The 22,158-nt window shown below is 45.5% G+C and carries 18 protein-coding genes; 11 read left to right on the top strand and 7 right to left on the bottom strand.

All coding sequences use genetic code 11. The annotated features are described in order from the left end of the window. Positions 1 to 48 precede the first annotated feature (48 nt). The 3 genes from QUB16_RS17465 to dnaK form a co-directional block, all read right to left on the bottom strand. On the bottom strand, positions 49 to 987 hold the full coding sequence (locus QUB16_RS17465) for an Rpn family recombination-promoting nuclease/putative transposase (protein WP_333317932.1): 939 nt from the start codon (positions 985 to 987) through the stop codon (positions 49 to 51). A gap of 106 nt (positions 988 to 1,093) precedes the next feature. Further along, positions 1,094 to 2,281, bottom strand: a complete 1,188-nt coding sequence (locus QUB16_RS17460) for a J domain-containing protein (RefSeq protein ID WP_333317930.1) — start codon at positions 2,279 to 2,281, stop codon at positions 1,094 to 1,096. Between the two features lie 124 nt (positions 2,282 to 2,405). Continuing rightward, positions 2,406 to 4,538 (bottom strand): molecular chaperone DnaK, encoded by a 2,133-nt coding sequence (dnaK, locus tag QUB16_RS17455; RefSeq protein ID WP_333317928.1) that lies wholly within the window; start codon positions 4,536 to 4,538, stop codon positions 2,406 to 2,408. A 55-nt stretch (positions 4,539 to 4,593) separates the two neighbouring features. Here dnaK and QUB16_RS17450 point away from each other — a divergent pair, with 55 nt between their 5' ends. The 3 genes from QUB16_RS17450 (at position 4,594) to QUB16_RS17440 (ending at position 7,067) form a co-directional block, all read left to right on the top strand. Further along, positions 4,594 to 4,770: a hypothetical protein gene (locus tag QUB16_RS17450; protein WP_333317926.1), complete on the top strand. Its 177-nt coding sequence runs from the start codon at positions 4,594 to 4,596 to the stop codon at positions 4,768 to 4,770. Between the two features lie 376 nt (positions 4,771 to 5,146). Beyond that, positions 5,147 to 6,187, top strand: a complete 1,041-nt coding sequence (locus QUB16_RS17445) for a DUF6745 domain-containing protein (RefSeq protein WP_333317924.1) — start codon at positions 5,147 to 5,149, stop codon at positions 6,185 to 6,187. A gap of 130 nt (positions 6,188 to 6,317) precedes the next feature. Further along, positions 6,318 to 7,067, top strand: coding sequence for a Uma2 family endonuclease (locus QUB16_RS17440; RefSeq protein ID WP_333317955.1), 750 nt, complete (start codon positions 6,318 to 6,320; stop codon positions 7,065 to 7,067). A gap of 44 nt (positions 7,068 to 7,111) precedes the next feature. Here the strand turns inward: QUB16_RS17440 and QUB16_RS17435 are convergent, their stop codons facing one another. Beyond that, positions 7,112 to 7,705 (bottom strand): hypothetical protein, encoded by a 594-nt coding sequence (locus QUB16_RS17435; RefSeq protein ID WP_333317923.1) that lies wholly within the window; start codon positions 7,703 to 7,705, stop codon positions 7,112 to 7,114. A gap of 388 nt (positions 7,706 to 8,093) precedes the next feature. On the opposite strand from QUB16_RS17435, the gene pds reads away from it, so the two are divergent. Next, positions 8,094 to 9,467 (top strand): 15-cis-phytoene desaturase, encoded by a 1,374-nt coding sequence (gene pds / locus QUB16_RS17430; protein WP_333317921.1) that lies wholly within the window; start codon positions 8,094 to 8,096, stop codon positions 9,465 to 9,467. A 92-nt stretch (positions 9,468 to 9,559) separates the two neighbouring features. Continuing rightward, positions 9,560 to 10,489 carry a 15-cis-phytoene synthase CrtB gene (crtB, locus tag QUB16_RS17425; RefSeq protein WP_333317919.1) on the top strand — a complete coding sequence of 310 codons (930 nt, stop codon included), beginning with the start codon at positions 9,560 to 9,562 and terminating at the stop codon, positions 10,487 to 10,489. A gap of 154 nt (positions 10,490 to 10,643) precedes the next feature. On the opposite strand, the gene QUB16_RS17420 is transcribed toward crtB, so the two are convergent. Both QUB16_RS17420 and QUB16_RS17415 read right to left on the bottom strand, forming a co-directional pair. Next, positions 10,644 to 11,141, bottom strand: a complete 498-nt coding sequence (locus tag QUB16_RS17420; protein ID WP_333317917.1) for a hypothetical protein — start codon at positions 11,139 to 11,141, stop codon at positions 10,644 to 10,646. A 435-nt stretch (positions 11,142 to 11,576) separates the two neighbouring features. Then, complete coding sequence (locus QUB16_RS17415; protein ID WP_333317915.1) at positions 11,577 to 14,327, bottom strand: valine--tRNA ligase; 2,751 nt, start codon at positions 14,325 to 14,327, stop codon at positions 11,577 to 11,579. A 160-nt stretch (positions 14,328 to 14,487) separates the two neighbouring features. Between QUB16_RS17415 and QUB16_RS17410 the strand changes: the two genes are divergently transcribed. Together QUB16_RS17410 and QUB16_RS17405 are read left to right on the top strand one after the other, a co-directional pair. Next, on the top strand, positions 14,488 to 14,823 hold the full coding sequence (locus QUB16_RS17410; protein WP_333317913.1) for a hypothetical protein: 336 nt from the start codon (positions 14,488 to 14,490) through the stop codon (positions 14,821 to 14,823). Then, on the top strand, positions 14,816 to 15,190 hold the full coding sequence (locus QUB16_RS17405) for a type II toxin-antitoxin system RelE/ParE family toxin (protein ID WP_333317911.1): 375 nt from the start codon (positions 14,816 to 14,818) through the stop codon (positions 15,188 to 15,190). The genes QUB16_RS17410 and QUB16_RS17405 overlap by 8 nt, the downstream gene beginning before the upstream one ends. Positions 15,191 to 15,505: 315 nt before the next feature. On the opposite strand, the gene QUB16_RS17400 is transcribed toward QUB16_RS17405, so the two are convergent. Next, the gene (locus QUB16_RS17400; protein ID WP_333317909.1) at positions 15,506 to 17,158 is read right to left on the bottom strand and encodes an FAD-dependent oxidoreductase; all 1,653 of its coding nucleotides are present in this window, start codon (positions 17,156 to 17,158) and stop codon (positions 15,506 to 15,508) included. A gap of 680 nt (positions 17,159 to 17,838) precedes the next feature. On the opposite strand from QUB16_RS17400, the gene QUB16_RS17395 reads away from it, so the two are divergent. The 4 genes from QUB16_RS17395 (at position 17,839) to QUB16_RS17380 (ending at position 22,145) form a co-directional block, all read left to right on the top strand. Further along, positions 17,839 to 18,819: a sigma-70 family RNA polymerase sigma factor gene (locus tag QUB16_RS17395; protein WP_333317907.1), complete on the top strand. Its 981-nt coding sequence runs from the start codon at positions 17,839 to 17,841 to the stop codon at positions 18,817 to 18,819. 386 nt (positions 18,820 to 19,205) lie between these two features. Then, positions 19,206 to 19,622 (top strand): hypothetical protein, encoded by a 417-nt coding sequence (locus QUB16_RS17390; protein ID WP_333317906.1) that lies wholly within the window; start codon positions 19,206 to 19,208, stop codon positions 19,620 to 19,622. Positions 19,623 to 19,909: 287 nt separating this feature from the next. Continuing rightward, positions 19,910 to 20,461, top strand: a complete 552-nt coding sequence (locus QUB16_RS17385; protein ID WP_333317904.1) for a hypothetical protein — start codon at positions 19,910 to 19,912, stop codon at positions 20,459 to 20,461. A gap of 241 nt (positions 20,462 to 20,702) precedes the next feature. Next, on the top strand, positions 20,703 to 22,145 hold the full coding sequence (locus QUB16_RS17380) for a hypothetical protein (RefSeq protein ID WP_333317902.1): 1,443 nt from the start codon (positions 20,703 to 20,705) through the stop codon (positions 22,143 to 22,145). Positions 22,146 to 22,158: the final 13 nt, after the last annotated feature.

Genomic DNA, 22,158 nt, shown 5'->3' with positions numbered 1-22,158 from the left:
ATCCAGGATTGCTGAAAGTGCGATCCTCTTCGAGGGCTCCGCTAACGGCTATTCGGCGGGTAAATCTTGTGTTTGCAGCCAAGCTGTTAAATCTGATATGTCGTTAAAATTTAACAAGGCTTCTCCTAAGTTTTCCAATTGGTCGATCGACAATTCCCCGATTTGAGTTTGAACTTCGGGAGTAACAGCACCTACACGACGTTCCAATAGACGAATAATCAGTGCTATTTGTCCTGTTTTGATTCCTTCTTTTCTGCCTTTTTCTGTTCCGATTCGCACTGCTTTAGAGATTGCACCTCGCCGATCTTGGATATAAACTTCCTGTCTTTCCAAATCCTCTAACTCATCACGATTTAAATTAGCTTTACTTGCTATTGCAAAGGCTTTGTTAATTTCTGGCACAGCTTCCATTGTCTCAGGTACTGCATTTAAATCTCTAGCTGTTTTGAGGAAATAAAGCCACTTGTCGGTCAAGGTTTCTAACTCGTTCAGACCTTTTTTGAACTTAGGCAACTCGACAAATACCAATTCAATATCGTAACTCAGATAGTCACTCAAGAACTCTCTTTCCTTAAGAACAAACCGCGAAATTACTTTACTGAAATCCTCGAACATTTCAAAATCAGTAATTGTCAAGGCAATCACTGGATTCAACAGTACATATTGTTCGGCTGTTTCTAATTGCGTGGAATAAGCTTTAGCTGCATTGTACAAAATCCGCTTTTCAAAAGCCTCTACGTTCAAAACCTGCATCTCGATAATTACTGATGTGCCGTCATTTAACTTAGCTTTCACATCTAAGTAAGTCTCCTTGAGACCTCGAATTCGCGGAGCTGAATAAGGATCGAAAATTTGTAAACTTTCTATGGTGGGCTGACTGTCATACAGCAAGGCATTCAAAAAACTAATGAGAATGTCTTTGCTATTTTCAGAGCCGAAGATTTTTTTGAAGGCAAAATCAGTCTTAGGATTGATGAATGTGAACATATAGGTAATGGGTAAATTTGTAATAGTTAAGGCTTCAGGTGCCGGCAGCTCATCCTATTACATTATACCAACAAGGTCTCCGGTGTGAATCGCGCACCCTAAAAATTTATACCGACAAATCTTGACGGGGTTTAAAAGACTCAACCTCTCGCAACTTCTGGTATAATTCTCTTTCTTCGTCACTAATTTCTTTGGGAATTAACACCTGAATTTCTACTAATTGATCGCCCCGATCGCCATTTCCTGTCGGATAGCCTTTGTTAGCCAGCCGCAACCGCTTTCCAGACGTTACTCCCGGCGGCAATTTCATCTTTACCAAGCCGTCTAGCGTCGGTACTTCAATATCTCCCCCCAACACCGCTTCGCTGGGAGTCAGTGGCAATTCGCAGCAAATATCCGACATTTCCAATCGAAAAAATGGATGGGGAGAAACTGTGATTTTCAAATATAAATCCCCGCCGCCCATACCTTGATTTCGCAAGCGAATCCGCTGGCCTGATACCATAGCAGCAGGCAGAGTCACCTCGATCGCTCGCCCATCTTCCAGACGAATTCGCTCGGTACCGCCCGAATAAGCCCTTTCCAAAGGCAGAGTCAATCTGGCCTCAATGTCTCTTCTGGGTTCGCGATCGACTGTTTCCCGTCGCATTTCGCGATCGACTGCTTCCCGTCGCATTTCGCGATCGACTGTTTCCCGTCGCATTTCGCGATCGACTGTTTCCCGTCGCATTTCGCGATCGACTGTTTCCCGTCGCATTTCGCGATCGACTGTTTCCCGTCGCATTTCGCGATCGTCAAAATCCCTTCTAGGTGGGCGAGAATTAGCAACATAACTCGTTTTCTTAGAAGCCGTACTCCACGGTTCAGAGGAGGCTACTCCCTGTGTATCATTCGCTGTCGCCATCCTCACTTCTCGGCGTCTTCCGAGCACTTGGTCGAGAAATTTATTAAAATCCGAGTACTCGCTAAAATCGACATCTTCGGTCGGTTTTTTGCGGGTAGCTTTACCGTTTCCCCAAGTTTTGAAATTGGGAAGTCGCACCCCTTGCTTGCCTTGAAATCCCTTTTGTTTCCAGAATTTACTAAACTGATCGTATTGAGCTCGCTTGTCAATATCGGAAAGAATATCGTAAGCTTCATTAATATCCTTAAACCTATCTTCAGCCGATTTATCCCCCGGATTTACGTCAGGGTGCAACTGTCGGGCTAGCCGTCGATAGGCTTTTTTTATCTCATCAGCCGTGGCATCTTTGGGCACTCCCAAAATTAGATAGTAATTGCGAAAATTCTGCATATTTAGTCATTAGTTATTAGTCATTAGTCATTAGTCATTAATTATTAGTCATTAGTCATTAGTCATCCTGCTTCCCTGCTTCAAACTAGGGACTAATGACTAGGGACTAATGACTAACCACTAATTAGAGCCAATCGTCGTCATCATCCCAATCGTCGCTTTGATTTTGATAAGGGCGAGTGGGGCGATTAGCACTGCTTCTACGATCGCCCATACGATCGCCCATACGATCGCCCATACGATCGCCCATACGATCGCCCATACGATCGCCCATACGATCGCCCATACGATCGTAGGGGCGATCGGGAATTGGATCGACAGTCGATCGCCTGTACGGTTTAGCATTGGTATAATAGCTGTTGTCATCGCTGCGCCGCTTGGTACCGTCGCCCGTAAAAGTCCGCTTCACAGACTCAAAGAAATCATCATCATCGTCATCATCAGCAAAAGCGGAAACTTCCCGGCTCAAATCGTAAAGAGCATCCTGCAAATCCGAACCAACTTGGTCAACTCCCCGCTCATCATTGCGTTCCAAACTGTCTCGCAATTCCCGAATTAAAGTTTCAATTCGCTGGCGACTTCTTTGAGCAAACTGCATTCCGCGATCGAGCGCAACTTCTCGCAACTGCCGCTCAGCTTGATAAGCTAAAGCTTCAGCGCGATTGCGTTTTTCTACCCTTTCCCGCTGCAACTTATCAGCTTGAGCAAACTGTTCCGCATCGCGAATCATTTGATTCACTTCCTGCTGACTCAGCGTCGAAGCACCTTGTACAGTAATGCTTTGTTCCCTGCCGGTAGTTTTGTCCAAAGCAGTCACCAACAGCATCCCGTTAGCATCAATATCAAAAGCTACTTGTACCTGCGGAATCCCTCGCGGTGCCGGCGGAATTCCAGTTAGTTTAAACCGTCCCAAAGACTTATTATCTCTGCCTAATTCCCGTTCCCCTTGGATGACGTGAATTTCTACCACAGTTTGGTTGTTTTCAGCAGTCGAAAAAATGTCCGATCGCCTGACGGGAATAGTAGTATTCCTCGGAATCAGTTTTTTCATCACCCCGCCGATAGTTTCCAAACCCAGCGACAGCGGCGTCACATCCAACAGCAGCACATCGCGGACATCCCCACCCAAAATACCCGCCTGAATTGCCGCACCCACCGCCACAACTTCATCGGGATTGACATTTTGATTCGGTTCTCGATCGATCAAACTGCGAACAACTTCCTGCACCAAAGGAATGCGAGTCGAACCGCCGACTAGCACAACTTCATCAATGCGAGAAGGACTCAAACTTGCATCAGCCAAAGCTTGTTTGACTGGCCGCCGTAGCCGCTGCACCAAATCAGTGCACAGCCCCTCAAATTGACCGCGAGTCAGCCGCGTTTCCAGATGCAAAGGCCCGTCTTCGTTCGCATCGATAAACGGCAAATTAATCTCGGTGACACCGACTCCCGACAGCTCAATCTTGGCTTTTTCTGCAGCTTCGATCAAGCGCTGCAAAGCTTGGCGGTTGCGTCGCAAATCAATTCCTTCTTTTTCTAAGAATTGTTCTGCCAACCAATCCACAATTTTGGAGTCAAAATCATTGCCACCTAATTGAGTGTCGCCGCTAGTTGCTTTAACTTCAAATACTCCGTCTCCCACGTCTAAAATCGACACATCAAAAGTACCGCCGCCCAAATCAAACACTAAAATAGTTTGACTTTCTCGCCTCTCCAAACCGTAAGCCAAAGAAGCCGCCGTCGGCTCATTTAAAATCCGCTTGACATCAAGTCCGGCAATTCGTCCCGCATCGCGCGTCGCCTGTCGCTGCGAGTCATTGAAATAAGCGGGAACAGTAATTACAGCCCCCGTTACCTCTTGTCCCAGATAGCGGCTGGCTTCATCGGCCAGTTTCCGCAAAACCATCGCCGAAATTTCCTCTGGGGCAAAATCTTTTTTCAGGCGGGGACACTTGATTTTGATGTTCCCGTTTTCGTCGCGGCGAGTTGTGTAAGGGACGCGCTTTGATTCTGGAGTCAGTTCGGTATATTTGCGTCCGATGTACCGCTTGACGGCGTAAAAGGTGTTTTGCGGATTGAGAACAGTCTGGCGTCTGGCCATCTGTCCCACAAGGCGTTCTCCTTCCTTTGTGAAAGCGACTACCGAGGGAGTTGTCCGCATCCCTTCTGCATTGGCAATCACAACCGGTTTGCCGCCTTCCATGACGGCTACTACTGAGTTTGTTGTTCCGAGGTCAATGCCAACTACTTTACCCATGCGTCTGTTGTCTCCTGTGGCGTTGTGTGTAACTTTTTCAATATAAGCGTTAAGTATGATTGCATTTATTGTACCGCGTCGAGAAGCGGGGGCTGCGGGGGGATTGCCTCACTCGGGGCAAGGGGCGGGGGTTGGCTGGAGTGCGATCGGGCACGGTTTTCGATCGGGCCCAGCGCAGCAACCGAGGAGCAAATTGATTAGAATGGAGAGCAAAAGTTATATCTATCATTAACATAGAGGTAGCCTGAATGCCCGGATTAGAAGTATTGTAGTCAGTTGAGTTTCTCAATCTAAAAGGCAAACAAGTTGCTGTCTTAGATGTCGAAACTTGGCAAGCACTCATCGAATGGTTAGAGACTTTAGAAGATTTGCCAATCGCAAAAAAAGCATTAAATGAGTTAAAAGGTGCGGGTGGAAACTGCGATCGTGCCGGTTGGTTGGATTGGGAAGCAGTTAAAGATAAGTGGGATGAAGATTGAGGTTATTACAAGTAGGAATTACCCACGGGTGGTCAGAAACCGGGTTTTTTTACGAAAATCTTTCGCACTCACCCACAAATTCGGTAAAAAACCCGGTTTCTTTGGCATAATCGATTTTAGAGGATAGCGATGATTGAAAAACTTACTCCCGAACAAGAAGATTTAATGCTAGTTTATGATGAAAAGTGGTGGGAAATCATGTACTCCACTGAGCCGATCGATCGCCAAAAAGCAGCAGAGGCAGTTAAACAAGCTTACCTCGCAATTGACGAAAAAGAACCCGAAATTATTTTTTGCGGTAGCCCCTACGAAGCCGCTAATCTTCTTATGAGCTGCGAATCACTTACTCAGCTATATGAAAAATTCGGAGCCAACCTTTTTGAGAAATTTGCAGAGCAATTGTACAACGAGACTTGGGAAAATATAAGCGAACAGCTTTCAGATGAGTTGTCTGGCACGTTTTACCCGCAAGCATGGAATAGATTTTCTGATATTTTTCAGGAACTATTGGAAGCAAGCATTGGTGAAGTAGAGTTTTTTCACGATAAAGATTATGAACCTTTAGATTCTATAGTATGGGCAGAATTTGCGGCAGGTTGTGACTTCTGCTTCTCCGTCTTAAAGTGCAAATACAACCCCATAAAGTGGCAAGCGCTTCAATCTTTGACAACTCAATGCGGCTGGATTTTTACCTATGAAAAAGTTTGCATTGTGTGCGATCGCCCCCGCATCCTCTCCTTCGACAGCCAACACCGCCTCCACGCCGAAGGAGGGCCAGCCATTCAATTTGCTGACGGATACAGCATCTATTCTTATCACGGCGTCACCTTACCCGAAAAATACGGAATAATACACCCCAACGAGTGGCAACCGCAATGGCTTTTAGAGGAAGAAAACGCCGAACTCAAGCGAGTGCTAATTCAAGGAATTGGTTACGATCGCATTTGCTCTGAATTAGCTGCCGTTGAATTAGATACTTGGCAAGAATACACCTTATTAAAAATTGATACAAACGTTGACTTGGAGCCGATTTATCTGTTAAAAATGACTTGTCCCAGCACCGGATTTATTCACGCTTTGCGAGTGCCGCCGGATATCAACTCAGCTAAAGAAGCGATTAAATGGGTGAATTGGGGAGTCGATTATGAGGAATTTTCAGTACAGACTTGAATGGCGTTATAGTTATGATTCGGCGGTTGAAACCGCTTCTCGACAAACAAAGTCGGCGCAGGCCGACTGGTTCATAAATAAAAGCTCGATCGCCCTTGCTCTCAAAAACACCTCCGATCGCAATAAAACTATGAAATTCACCTTAGATGTAGAAAACAATCCTACAGGCTGGCCGGATCATACTCAACTACCCGAATCAGACGGTACTTTTGTGAAAAACTTTCAAGAACATCCCCAAAGCATCCTGCTAACAGATTCAATTACTCCCGTTTTAGAAAGAATTCACGCTGACGGTAACTACTGCATCGGTCAAGACAGCGGCATTTACTGGCGATTAACTGAGCCGCTAGAACGCGGTGCAGAAGCGCCAGACTGGTTCTATGTTCCCAATGTCCCGCCAACACTAGACGGTCAATTGCGCCGTTCTTATGTGATGTGGCAAGAATTTGTATCGCCGTTGATTGTGTTAGAGTTTGTATCGGGGAATGGTGCCGAAGAACGGGACAGAACGCCTTTATTGCGATCGGGAATACAGGAAACTAAGCCGGGGAAATTCTGGATTTATGAAAATGTGATCCGTCCGGCATTTTACGGGATTTATGAAGTAACTAAGGCTAGCGTTGAAGTCTATCACCTGATCGAAGGTAGGTATCAATTAGTTCCTGCAAACGATCGCGGTCACTATCCGATCGCACCGTTAGGAGTGGAATTGGGAATTTGGCAAGGTATGTATCAAAATGTTGAACTACCTTGGCTGCGCTGGTGGGATAGTGCAGGAAATTTGCTGTTGACCGGATTTGAAAGAGCCGATCGTGCCGAAGACCAATTAGAGCAGTTGCGCGCTCAATTGCGATCGGCCGGTATTGAACCGGAATTGTGAATTGTCGGAAAGTGCGATCGCCCTCACACAAGGGCGATCGTATTCTAACCCACATTACCAACATTCAACTCACCGAGGCGCTTCAAAATACTCAGCACGCTGTACAAATCATTCCCCGGATTGAAAAGGTAAAATTTCCGATAAAAAGCGTACTGCGGTGTTTCCCGCTTAACTAACTTGACAAATAGAAAATCTGCGCCATTCATTAACAATCCGTAAGTAGGTCGATCGGCATTCAGATTCGCTAACATATAAGCTAGTAACTGCGGCATCCCTACCTCCAAAGAAAACGCCGCTTTCTTGGACTCAATTACTACTACCCAAAACTCCTGAAACAAAGCCAAAACATCCAACTGTCCCCTCACGATCGTTCCTTCATCTTCGTCAATAATTTCTACAGACTTTTCTGAAGTAACGTGAAAAGGAGGACATACCAAAGAAACCCGGTTTTTTCGGGTTTCTGCATTGTGTAACGAAATATTCTCGCAAAAACCCGGTTTCTGAGTACCTCGCGCGTGAGTCGAGAAACCGGGTTTTTTCGGGTTTCTGCATTGTGTAACGAAATATTCTCGCAAAAACCCGGTTTCTGAGTACCTCGCGCGTGAGTCGAGAAACCGGGTTTTTTCGGGTTTCTGCATTGTGTAACGAAATATTCTCGCAAAAACCCGGTTTCTGAATACCTCGCGCCTGAGTCAAGAAACCGGGATTTTTCGCGTTTCTGCACGCTGTAACGCGTCTTCTCTGCAAAAACCCGGTTTCTGAGTACCTCGCGCCTGAGTCAAGAAACCGGGTTTTTTCGGGTTTCTGCATTGTCTAACGAAATATTGTCGCAAAAACCCGGTTTCTGAGTACCCCGCGCCGGACACGGTAGATTGCCCGCAAAATCCCACGGGTAGGGACACGGCACTGCCGTGTCCGGCGCGCGGAGGACACGGCAGTGCCGTTTCCCTACGGAATGACAAAATATTGTAACGAGTTGTAAAGTATAATTAAACCGAAGCGAACACAGAGGCCAAGTAGTATCAAATGCGAGTTGCGATCGCCGGAGCAGGCTTAGCAGGACTTTCCTGCGCTAAATATCTTACCGACGCGGGCCACACCCCCATCCTCCTAGAAAGTCGGGACGTACTCGGCGGCAAAGTAGCCGCCTGGAAAGATGCAGATGGCGACTGGTACGAAACCGGCCTCCACATCTTCTTCGGTGCATATCCGAATATGCTCCAACTCTTCAAAGAACTTGACATTGAAGACCGGCTGCAATGGAAACAGCACTCGATGATTTTCAATCAGCCGGAAACCCCCGGAACCTATTCCCGCTTTGACTTTCCCGACCTTCCGGCCCCCTTCAACGGCGTCGCAGCCATCCTGGGCAACAACGATATGCTCACCTGGCCCGAAAAAATCCGCTTCGGTATAGGTTTGATTCCGGCGATGCTTCAGGGCCAAAAATACGTCGAAGAAATGGACAAATACTCGTTTTCCGACTGGCTGAAAAAGCAAAACGTCCCCCCCAGAGTCGAAAAAGAAGTATTTATCGCCATGTCCAAGGCGCTCAATTTCATTGACCCCCACGAAATATCCGCAACCATACTGCTGACAGCCCTCAACCGCTTCCTGCAAGAGAAAAATGGCTCGAAAATGGCCTTTTTAGACGGTTCCCCCACAGAAAGGTTGTGTCAGCCGATGGTAGACTACATAACTGAGCGCGGTGGTGAAGTCCGGCTGAATGCACCCATCGGCGAGTTTTTGCTCAACGATGACAACACGGTGCGTGGGTTCCAGATTCGGGGAGTAAAAGGGGCAGAGTCAGAAATTCTGACGGCCGATATTTACGTTTCCGCGATGCCGGTTGACCCGCTCAAGTTGATGATGCCGAAACCTTGGGGCGAAATGGATTATTTCAAACAGCTCGAAGGTTTGGAGGGAGTACCCGTCATTAATGTACACTTGTGGTTCGATCGCAAATTAACTGATATCGACCATTTGCTGTTCTCGCGATCGCCCCTGCTGAGCGTCTACGCCGACATGAGCAACACCTGCCGCGAATATGCCAACCCAGACAAATCAATGCTGGAACTGGTTTTAGCACCGGCCAAAGACTGGATCGGCAAATCTGACGAAGATATCGTCGCAGCCACAATGGTCGAGTTAGAAAAACTCTTTCCCGATCAAATCCCAGAACCAGCCAAACTGCTCAAATATCACGTAGTCAAAACCCCTCGTTCCGTCTACAAAGCGACTCCCGGACGCCAGCAGTGCCGTCCCACACAAACAACTCCCATTAGCAATTTCTATCTAACGGGGGATTATACGATGCAGCGTTATCTTGCAAGTATGGAAGGTGCCGTGCTTTCTGGTAAGCTGACAGCGCAGGCTATTTCAACGGCCAATAACCAATGAAAAATTAAGAATTTTTCATAAAGACGTAAAAAAATCTCCCGTTTTCTAAACGGGGGAAAATCAGTTCTAATCTTTAAATTTCTTATTCTCGGATGCTGCAACTGTCAAAACTCCAGTGCATGAGAACTCTGGCTTCTGTGGATGACTCTTACGAACTGTGCCGCCAAGTCACGGCGAGTTATGCCAAAAATTTTTATTTAGGCACTCAACTCATGCCCGAAGCCAAGCGTCGGGCGATTTGGGCGATTTACGTCTGGTGCCGCCGCACCGACGAACTCGTAGACGGGCCGGGTTCTGATGCAACGACCCCTGAAACCCTCAATCTGTGGGAAAAACGGCTAGAATCGGTGTTTGCCGGCCATCCTCACGACGACTACGACGTAGCGTTGGTGGATACGCTGTCTCGTTTCCCGATCGACATTCAGCCGTTTCGAGAGATGATTGCGGGCCAGCAAATGGACTTGTACCGCAGCCGCTACGAAACTTTTGAAGAGCTCAATCTTTACTGTTATCGAGTAGCGGGTACTGTAGGGCTGATGTCGATGTCTGTCATGGGCGTAGGCGAATCGAGCTCCGCTGCTAACTGGAATTGGCACTGGGGTAATAGAATTCCCAAAGAAGAAGCGATAGCCCTGGGTATTGCCAAGCAGTTGACTAATATTCTGCGCGATGTCGGAGAAGACGCCCGCCGCGGCCGCATTTACCTTCCCTTAGAAGACTTAGCCTTGTTTAACTACACCGAAGAAGATTTATTCAACGGTGTAATTGACAACCGCTGGCGGGAATTGATGCGGTTTCAAATTCAGCGAGCTCGCAAATTATACGCCAGCGCGGAACCGGGAATTAAAGTGCTCAGTCCCGATATTCGGTGGACTGTTTGGGCTGCTACAATGCTCTACAGCAGAATCTTAAATGCGATCGAACGCAATCAATATGATGTGTTTCAGAAGCGGGCTTATGTTAGCAATTCTCAGAAACTGCGGTGTCTCCCCGCTGCTTGGATGAAGTCAAAAGTGCTTTAGCCGCAGCCCGTATTGCTGGCGATTCGGCAACGGGTAAGGGGTATTTGTCAAGTTACAAATTATATGATGTCCAGCAAATTGCATATTAGGTTAGTGGGGACGCGGTAGTGCCGTGTCCCTACGTTTGGTGTGTTAAATTAAGTCAAATTCTAAGTCAAATTAGTGGAGTAGCGGGCGGAATTGGCAATTGGGCGATCGAACTTTCCAACAATTGCTTTTCCTGCTGGAGTTTTGCTTCTAAATTTTGAATTTGTTCTCGGCGGGCTTCAACTTCAATCAAGCGGCGAGACAATTCTTGACTCTGCAAAGTGAGAGATTGCCTCCAATCTTCTGCTTTCTGGGCTTCTTGCTGCAAAAAATCGGGAGTAAAGCCTGTTGTTAAATATTTCTCAACTAATTCTAGCACCCAGTTTGTAGCTGCTTGAATATCCAAAACCTGGCTATTTTCGTCAACATTTGCTAATACTAAAATCCCTTCATTTAAAACATTCGTTGCAGAGTTAATTGGATTTTGATCAAAATCTTTTTGTAATGTCAAGAAACATTCTTCACTAAGAAGAGCCCAAGTATAATCAGAATTTTGGCAAGCCAGCAATTGCAGACTTATCTCGCCTAAAACTTGCTTCTTTTGTACTTGGGCTAAATATAACATGAGGGTAATTAGTAATTGGTAATTGGTGATTAATTGCCCGTGTTAGCACAATTGGTTCTATTATTGAAACCAAATTTGTAGGGGCGGGTTCGCCAACCATTTATGGTAAACATCAATAATACTATAAACCCGCCCCCGCCCACCAACAATAAAAATGTACGATGAATTTAGAGGTAAAATTGTGATGTAAATAATGGCTGAGGAGAGGGCGGGTTTACGAGATTGTTTGTGTATTTCATAGATGGCTGGTTAACCCGCCCCTACGGGATTTTGGGATGTTTTTATACAGCGATCGCCCAGCATAATAAAAATGATAATCTCCTCAGAAACCGGGTTTCTTTCAATATTTTTCGTTACTCAACCGAAAAATTCGTAGAAACCCGGTTTCTCACCCCACCCGCGACTAATGACTGCTGACTAATGACTAATGACTCCTTAAAACACCTTTAGCCGATCGCGCAAAATCTCCGCCTGTTTTTCCGCTTCCGCCAAAGCATCCCTCGCCCCCTGAACCACATCAGGAGTAGCCTTATCCACAAACTTCTGATTAGTCAAGCGCGCCGCAGTATGCTTAATTTCAGCTTCCACCTTGCTCAACTTCTTCTCTAATTTAGCACGCAAAGCCGCCAAATCGACAACCCCAGCCAGAGGAATCAATACTTGCACAGTACCGACAACCCCAGCAATTGTCTGTCCCAAATCTGCATCCAAACTAGCCGTAACAGTCAGATTTTCGACTTTTGCCAAATCTTGAATGTAAACGCCTCCATCAGAGATTATTTGCCGTTCTTTCTCGCTTTCGCTTTGCAAAATCGCCGTCACCTTCACACTGGGTTTGATATCAGCATCTGCCCGCAAATTGCGAACTGTGCGAATTGTACCGAACAACAACTCAAACTGCTGTTCCAAATCAGCATCTATTAGCGAGACATCAGCTTCAGGATAAGCCTGCCAAGCCAAACATTTATCGTCACCTGTTTGAGTCAGAGTGTGCCAAATCTCCTCAGTAATGTGCGGCATAAAAGGATGCAGTAGTTTCAGAATCCCTTCCAACACAAAAGCAAAAGTTTGCTGGGCCACTTTCTTAGAATTTGGTTCAGCATCCTGTTGCAAGCGAGACTTTACTAACTCAATATACCAGTCACAGAAATCGCCCCAAATAAACTCATAAAGTCCCTTCGCCGCTTCCCCCAAACCGTAATTTTCCAAACAATTGCGGCTTTGCTGCACAACTTGATTGTAGCGAGAAAGAATCCAGCGATCGCACAATTCCAAGGGCGGGCACGGGGGCACCGCCCCTACGGTGGGCTGGGGGTGAGGACTTCCCAACTGCTGCGGCGTCTGTCCCTCCAAATTCATCATCACAAACCTGGCCGCATTCCACAACTTATTCGTGAAATTCCGCGAAGCTTCCACCGATTTCGATTCATCAGTTTTGCGATCGTACTCCATGCGAATATTTTGACCGGCCCCAACCACTTCCTTAACCAAAGTGTAGCGCAAAGCATCAGTACCGTACTTACCAATCAACAGCAGCGGGTCGATACCATTGTTTTTACTCTTAGACATTTTTTGACCGTTTTCATCCAACACCAAACCGTGAATGTAAACAGTATCAAAAGGCATCTTTCCAGTAAAATGTCCTGCCATCATCGTCATTCTAGCAACCCAGAAAAAGATGATATCAAAACCTGTAACTAAAGTAGTTGTCGGATAGTAAAAATCCAAATCCTTAGTTTCATCCGGCCATCCCAAAGTTGAGAAAGGCCACAACCCGGACGAAAACCAAGTATCCAAGACATCTGGATCTCTTGCTAACTGCACGTCATTTCCAAATTTAGCCGTTGCTTTTTCCTTAGCTTCAGCTTCCGTTTTCGCAACTATAAAAGGTGTTGTATCAGTAATTTCGCCGTTAGTTTCGCTAACAGCATACCAAGCCGGGATTTGGTGTCCCCACCACAATTGTCGGGAGATACACCAATCCTTCAGCTTCACCAACCAATCGCGATAAACCTTTGTCCATCTGTCAGGAACAAAGACGGGTGAGTTACTTTGATCTAATGCCTCTAAAGCACGTTGAGAAAGAGGATCTATCTTCACAAACCATTGCGTAGATATCAAAGGTTCGACCGGAACTTTGCCGCGTTCGCTGTAGGGAACTGTATGCTTATAATCTTCTATTTTAACCAAAACCCCGTCAGTTTCTAACCGCTTCACCACATTTTTCCGGGCAACAAATCGGTCTTGTCCTTGGAACTCTCCGGCATTTTCATTTAAAGTGCCGTCCTTATTCATGATGTTAATAAACGGCAAATTGTGACGCTTACCCATCTCGAAGTCATTCGGATCGTGGGCCGGAGTCACCTTGACACAACCAGTTCCGAAAGTCGGATCGACAAACTCATCAGCAACGATCGGTATTTCGCGATTGACGATCGGCAAAGTCACAGTTTTACCGATAAGATGTTTGTAGCGATCGTCCTGTGGATTCACCGCCACCCCTGTATCGCCCAACATCGTTTCCGGCCGAGTCGTCGCCACCTCCAAATAACCAGAACCATCCGTCAAAGGATAGCGGAAATGCCACAAATGGCCCTCAACTTCCTGCTGGTCTACCTCCAAATCCGACACAGCAGACTGACTAGCCGGACACCAATTGACCAGGTAATTGCCGCGATAAATCAGCCCCTCATCGTACAGACGGACAAACGCTTCTAAAACCGCAGCAGATAAGCCTTCATCCATCGTAAAGCGTTCGCGCGACCAATCCACAGACACGCCCAAACTGCGTAATTGATTAGTAATAGTATTGCCCGATTCAGCTTTCCACTCCCAGGCCCGTTCCAAGAATTTTTCTCGGCCTAAATCGTGGCGAGTTTTGCCTTCTGCTTTGAGTTGCTTTTCGAGAATAGTTTGAACGGCGATGCTAGCATGATCCGTTCCCGGCAACCACAGGGTATTGCGTCCAGTCATGCGGTGATAGCGGACGAGGACATCAATCAGCGTCTCTTCAAAAGCGTGTCCCATGTGGAGGCTGCCGGTGACGTTGGGCGGCGGGATGACTACGCAGTAAGGTTCGCCGCCTTTTTCGGGGTCAGCTTTGAAAGTTTGGTTGTCTTCCCAGTATTTTTGCCATTTGGCTTCGGTGGCTTGGGGGTCGTATTGCGGGGGTAGGTTTGCGGTCATTGGCGAGAGGGTGCAGGTTTTATATATAAGATTGTGCCACAGCGGGGGGAAGAGAAGAGGTTTGAACCACATCCGCGTCAGAGGCAGAGGGAAGACCGATATTCAAGGCGGGGCGGGTTTACGTTAAAATCAAGGTAAAATTAAAAGGTTTGATGGCATTATGAATGTAGCAGCACTTCGACATCAAATCGATCGATGGCTCGATCGACTCTCTCCAGAACATCTGGCATTAGTTGCGAGTTTTATAGAGTTTCTAAGCCAAAAGCAACGTCAGGGGGTAATCATTTCGCAAAATAATCTGCCAGAGGTTTTCTCAGCAGAAATCCAAGAGATGCCTCCTGCTAATTCTTTTAGTATTCCAGAACCCTCAGAAATTGACGGAGAGGGCCAATCTAAAGCAGCGCTTATACAAGATTTTCGGCAAGCTTGGCAGGAAGCCATGACTGGGCAAACCATTTCGGTTGCTCAAATGTGGGAAGGAATTGAAAATGACTGACTTGCCCTTAATTCAAGTTATAGTTTCACCAACCTTCACTCGCAATTTACGCACTCTTGCAAAAAAATACCGCAGCATTCGCCATGATATTCAACCCATTATCGAACAACTCACACGGGGAGAACTGCCAGGAGATCGAATTGCTGGAGTGGGTTATGCAGTCTTCAAGTTGAGAGTACGAAATAGCGACACTCAAAAAGGTAAAAGTGGTGGATACCGTTTAATTTACTACGTCCAAACAGCAACGGGAATTATTTTGCTGACCCTTTACACAAAATCCGAACAAGTCGATATTGCAGCAGAGGATATTCAGAACATTATTACAGAATACGAGCAGCAGCAGAGCGAAGATCGAGAGGATATCTAAGAGTTGGGGAATCTTGCGCCGTCAAATATGAGGTTTCGACATCTTCAGTGGTTAAATCATTTTAATATCTTATTTGACAGAAATCCCTAATCCAAAACCCGCCTTCTCTCGGAGAAAGCCACGATTTGGCAGCTCGACCGTTTTTTTGCCTTAGTTCTACTGGTAAAACAACTTGCAATAATTAAGAATCGCAATGAATAACAGTTATCAAACTCCAGGAATTGCGTTTTTTGTTCTCAAACTCAAACAAAAATTTATAGTTTGTAGGCGGGGTTTAAAATAGTACAGCAACACGGGCGACAGCTAGATCTCTAATTATTTCACCTCCTTGTAATCAACTCCATAACTCGTATCTCTCCCCGACAAATACGTCGTTTTCCCCGTTAAAGTCTCCAGAGTTTTTTTCGTTTCAGCCGAAGTAATCGCATTCAGCGGCACGCCGAACTTGCTAGCCAAACCAGCGGCCACGCCCACACCTTGTCCTTGATAAATATTCACCGTTGCAATTCGCCCGACGGATACAGCCATACCGACATAACCGGACGATCGCCCTACAATGGCTAAATTCTTCACTTTGCTAGCCAAAGCGCTTTCTATCCCGAAATTATAGACTGGTAGCGGCGGAATTCTCGCAGATAAATTCTTGACTCCGCCCCGCATATCGAAATCGTAGGAAAAACTGCCGATCGACTTGGAAGCTGCTGTTCCCCCTTTGATAATCTCCTGCCCCGTCAGCGGATCTACCACATCGCGAACGTTCAAAGTTTGCCTGATATAAATCTCGTCTGGAATAAATACTCTCACATCTTTACCAGACTTCTTTTGTAGCCAGTGTTGGAGATGTGACATTTCTTTAATCATTTCAGGAGTCGGTTTTCTGCCGTTAGCTTCCATCTTCATGATTTGGTCAACTTGGTATTTAAACAGAAACCCGTTCCAGGAGAGCACATTTTTGTTATAAACGCAGACATTGCCCTTATCGAAAAAGAATCCTTTATTTTGACTAAAGGGCAGATTTCTGTCTATGTGATACGCTGCTCCTATGGCTACACTTCTGATGTCGTAGCCGTCTGTATATGGCTGATAAATCGTACTCCAGAAATTCCTCATCCAGAATTTTGTACTAGCCGGATCTTTAGATTTTGTAATGCTTTCTTTAATCTTTTTTACCAAAGGTCGATTGTAGAGAATGTCATCTTCTATGCTGCGGAATTCGGACATTGTTATACCCGTAATTCTCGGAACTATAGAGACTGCTAAAGTTTCATTTTTTGATTTTATATTTTGAGATTCATATCCTGTATAATAAGATAATCCTGCTTTTCTTGCCAATTCTGCGTCTTGAGTTACGTCAATAAAAGAGTTGGCTTTAATTCTTAAGGTGCTGCCTTTTACTTCGGCATATTCAATTTTTTTATCTACGACGTGGGGAGTAAGAGTTGAGTTGGAAATAACTCTGACTTTTGCTGCTGAAAGCATTTGTCTGAGAGCTTGATCTGCCCTTTTTGGGTCTAAGCAAGATTCGCGCGCATTCGCTTTATCTAAGAATTCCTTAAAACATTGGGCGTAGGGTTGGCGGTACCAATGGGGGATTTTATCTAAATCGATGTAAGCTAAACCGCCGCGAGTGAGTAAGCCACCTAAAGCTGCGCTTTCATGGTTCGATCGCACTACGGCTACTTTTCCGTTTGCACCGAGGGTTTTCTTTGCCCAGATAGCTGCACATATCCCCGGTACTTCATCGCCATATACTACTACATCAAAGTTGCGATCGGCTGATGTTTGAGCTGCTGCGGGGGGCTTGTTTGCGGCTGTTTGGCGCAGGCTTTCGGTGTCTGAGGTGGCACTTGCTTGGTTTCGGTGGGCGATCGAGCTTTTTACGTCTTTGAAATGCGGGGAGTCAACTAAAACTTTTATGGCTACAAAAAAGATGGCAATGGCAGCTAATTTCTTGAAAGTAGGGAGCATTTAGTTGACTCGTTGATGAATTTGGCATACCTGAAAGTGCAGTTCAGGGTTTACGGGGTTGAATATAGCACGTTTAGGTAATTTCGACACAAGTTTAATTTTTCCGGGAATGGTTGTTAGCGGTTTTGCCAGTGTTACATACTTGTGATTTTTTCCACCGACTTACTTAAATTAAGTATAGACAGACTCCTTGACATCCTTACTGAGAGGATGTTATGCTTGTACGGTGCATCATTGCAAAGGAATTCAACATTGCCTTGCAATTCAAACTTCAAATCACACTCCATACTCAAAAGCTTTTAACTTCAGGGATTGACGGTTATCGAGGGTGTCACAACTATATAAATCGGCCGCGAGCTCGGGTTTATAGTCTGTTCTTAGTATTGTGGCTATGGTCAAGTGCATCTTCTAAGCAAGTAGTTTCCCAACACCCAGGCATCATGGGTGAACCTTCTTGCCGCAGACTTTTCGAGTTTTAGAGGGAAAGCATCTCATTACAAGCCAGCTTTTATATTAGTTCAGGGTCAAGTCTCTTTCGAGTAGATGTTGTAGCTCGTGCTTTTTCTTAACGCACTGGGCAGGTTTTTTATTGGCATTTGGATGGAATTGGCAGATAAAAAGGGACAAATTTTCAAAGCATTTATCTTGCACAAATTAGGTATGTTATGGGTTCAAAAGTTATGTTCAACTCTCAATCTGTTAGTGCGTCATCCTTGCAGGGTAGCACCCAAGAGTTCGCGAAAGGCTTTTGGCAGCAATGGGAGCAGTATCAAGATTATCTTTACCGTTGCTGCATCAAGTGGATGGGTGGGAACCCGATTGATGCTGAAGATGCAATGAGTCGGGCGATGCTTAAAGCTTGGGAAAAGGTGCAAAAGTATGAGGGAGAAATTGCTAATTTTAAGGCTTGGCTGACAAGACTGACTCATAACCTCTGTATAGATATTCATCGAGAACACAGTCGGGGTGCGAAAAGAGTTGAGAATATAGAAGCGATTCCAGAGGAACTTGGACTGGCTTCCTTTGACGATACGCCAGAAAGTGCAATGGAGACTGCTGAGAAAAGGATTGTAATTCGTCGTGAGATCGCTAATTTGCCAACCAGGCTGCGCGAGACGTTTATCCTACACTTTTATGAGGAACTGCCTCATCAAGAGATTGCCCAACAGCAAGAGATTTCCTACCAGAATGTCTGCAAGCGCATCTCGCAGGCGCGGGCAATTCTGCGAGAGGAGTTGAGAGGATATTTTATCGGCGAGTATGGAACTGAATCGGATTTATCGGTTACGCCAACCTCGATCCCAACTGTGTCGGCAATTGGGGAAATGTCTAAGGGAAATGCGGGATTTGAAGCGATCGCGAGCGAGACTGTGACATTTTCCGTTGCGGTGGAGGAAGTAGAAAGTGTTGTTGGTGAGTCACCGATTGAGGCAGCACTATCGGTATTGGATGAAGATGAAAGTTCGTTTCTGGAAAGTGCAACTTCCTCAAATGAGCCTCACCCAATAACCCAAGCCGATGCTTTACAGCAAGGTTTACGTCTGCGGTGCCTAATTTCGCCTGCTGTCGAGATACTGGACAAGCTATATTCCCAAGTGCGGGAGATGCCGTCGCTTTTTGAACTGCGCTGGCGGGTGTGGATGGATAGTGGAGGCTATTAACTCAATTAATGTGAAAAATAGGTGAGTAGCAAGGGGAATATTCTTCATTATATCTCTCCAATAATCATTGTGGAACAGGCATCTTGCCTGTTCTTGACTGGCAATTCTTGCGATGTCTATTAGCCATCACTTTGTTCGCTCGTGCGTATCGATCGCGCGCAGGCGGGATTTGTCATGGGAAGCAATGGCTTTGCATGGATGAGCGCTACTCAATGAAGATATGCAAATAGCCGGGGCGATAACGATTCATCCTGTGGGCGATCGGGCGCACCCAAATACCGACTTACTGAATAATTCACAATTAATCTTCTTCAATCGTCTATTTGATAGATGAGCGCGAAAAAGCTCGTAACGCACCTAAATAGCAAATAGGAGAAAGTAGGACTATGAAATCAGTACAATCTGTATTCCGTCGCATTGTTGTTCTTTTGTTGTTGGTTCTCTGCACCAGTTTAGGTTTGGTAGCAACTCCAGCTCAAGCGGGGGTACTCGACCAGATAGAGCAAGTTTATTCGTCAGTTAAAACTGGTGGCAAAGAGGCTTTTTGTCGCAAGGCCAATGTAGCGAGTGGAAGTTTTTCGGTTCGTTCGTTTGATGGTACATTGTGTTCTAACAGCCGCACGATCGCAGCCTTATCACAATACGTCTGCCCTAGTATTGCCGATTTTTCCGGTTCAAGCTGCGATTCAAAAGGTAAGAACAAACTCGGTGGAGCCGATCCGTTAACCGCTCTGAAAGAGGAAGCTAAATCAGCAGCAGGGACTACCAAACTGTTGATAAACAAATTGGTTCCCGGGGTGTAATATAATGCGGTATTAACGCATCGATCGAGCTCATTCCACAAATACATTTAGCGATCGCTCTCCTTCTTTATCTTGGAAGGATGGCGATCGCCTTTGTCTTAAGCTAGAGATGAATGATTGCGACTTAAAACATTAATATCATGCTTGAGGATGGTTTTGTGAAGTCATTTCTTGGGGAAAAACAGCCTCTCACTCAAAAAATTCAGAAATTGACTTTGGGAAACGTCTTTACAGTGTAAGAGAGCCAACCAAAGCAGCTCTGTTGAATTAAAAAAACGAGGTCTTAAATGCCACTAGAATGGAATCAACAGAAGGATGAAGTCAGAAAAGCCTTCCTAGACCAGAAAGCGGAATTAGTAACACTGCCCAAAGGAATGAAACTATGGAAGCTTACTGCTTATAAGCCATCAAAAAATCCAAATATTCATCGTTTTACGACTCCAATTACTCCTTGGTGGTCTAATTGTGACCCATTCAAGGATGATAAACGCGGGGTAAAAGGTGTATTCAAAGATGCAGAAGCAGCAAGTAAATTATTCTTGGCGTATGTTCGAGACAGATCAGCAGTGACGCTTGAGTGGAATCGACTGACTTACTATATGGAGACAAGTCTGGTGAATCCTAAAGAAGCTTTTTGGGGTAAATATGCGCCGCAGCCAGTCTCCAAAAACGAGAAATATCAGACGCTATACGACGGTGTATATTACCCGGAATTTTTAGGTGGGTGGCCTGATGCTTTTCAGTTATATATTCCTAATTTGCAAACAGCGGATATGACTCCGCCAGAATGGTTCAGTTCCACTGATAATAAGGCATTGAAGGCGCATTTTGGCATATAAAGCATTGAAGGCAAGGTTTGGCTTTGAGTAAGACAGACAAGACAACAAGGGTGGGGCGATCGCCTTTTATAGTGCAAAAGAGTTTGTTCTTTGAGGCTGGTTGCGTGCGATGTATCAAGTTAGCAAAAAACTAGCCTCTTACTCAAAAAATTCAGAAATTGCCCTCGGAGATCGTCTTATTTATGTAACCAACAGGTTATAGCTAGTCAAAAAAAACTAATAATTTTCTGAGGAACTACCAATGGCTAAACAAGACGATTTGATGAAAAGCCTCGTGGCTAAAATTTACCAAGTGCTAAACGCAGGGGACTCAACGGCTCCAAACAGAAATGATTTTATTAGCTGGTGTGCTCCGGGTCTTCCCATAGACGCACAAGATTTAGAATTCATCAGCACGGGTGGCTTAGGAACTGGAGGAACTAGCGCTGATAGAATCCGGGAGTTTTTAAACGAAGCCGAGGACTTTGCCCGATTGGTTAACTTTATTCCCAATACATCAGGGATTTATGATAAAGAGCAACAACAAACAACCTATAGTCAAGACGGTACCTTGCTGTGGGATGTTTACGAAGCAGTTTTGACTCAGAGCCAAGTGGCAAGCTATCCTCTTTCAGACTCAGAGAAGGAAAAGCTCAACAATGCTCAACAGCTTCTGACAGTCGTGGAAAAACAGATAGCGGGTGTAGACGATAACTTCAAACCTACTTATAAAGAGGTGGAAGTAGACAGCCCCATGATGAAGGCTTACTATGAAAAAATGCAAGCCTATGATGAGGCTCTTATTTCCTACAATAAAGCCCGTATCAGTGCATTAAATAGTGACAGTGCAAACGATGTGCGAGATTGGGCGCTCAATGAATCCATCTATCGCCGTCGGGTTACTACGGCTCTCAACGTCTGGAATACAACAGGTTTCAAGAACATTATCGAGCAGGCTCAGAACTATATCGCTCAGACCCAGCTACGGGATTTAACATCCATCAAGGCAAAGTATCTAGACTTGTTGCAACCTGGAAAAAGTCGTTTGGACAACCCCGCTACTGGCGGATCATTTTATTTGACCACCGTGCTTCCAGGCAATTTTGCGACCAAGGCTTGGCCAGAGTTTTCATTTAATGAAGAAAATGTATCAAAATACGATAAAGCTGAGACAAATGGTTTTGGAACTTCAGTATCTGGAGGATGGGGCTTATTTCGTGCCAGTGCATCAGCTGAGGGTGAGTTCACATCAACCAACAGCAGTATAGATGTTAAAGGTTTCAAGCTGAAGTGCCAACTGGTGGAGGTGCCAATCTCCCGTCCCTGGTTCAAACCAGATTTTTTCAAGAGTAACACTTGGAAGTCGAAGATTGGACAAATTCTTTCTAACGGAAACAGACCGCCCGATGGTGATCTCGTAGCGTATCCAACATCAATCATTTTTGTTCGCGACCTGCTGACCGATTTCGCAGAGTTGCATAAGAGTGAAAGTACATACAGCCAAAAGATCAATACTTCTGCAACCGTTTCCTACGGTCCGTTCAGCTTGAGTGCCAGTTACAAGCGAGGGTTTGACGAGCGGAAATTTAACTCTCAACTTACTGAATCAGGGTTATTTAATCCGGGAATGCAGATCATTGGTTTTCGCTGTGTCCTTCTTCCCAAAGCACCCAATCCTAACCCCCAAATTAAAGACTGGGTGTAATCATCCCAAAGGT

The organism is Microcoleus sp. D3_18a_C4 (assembly GCF_036702415.1).
Taxonomy (GTDB): domain Bacteria; phylum Cyanobacteriota; class Cyanobacteriia; order Cyanobacteriales; family Microcoleaceae; genus Microcoleus.
This window is presented reverse-complemented; position numbering and strand designations above follow the sequence as displayed.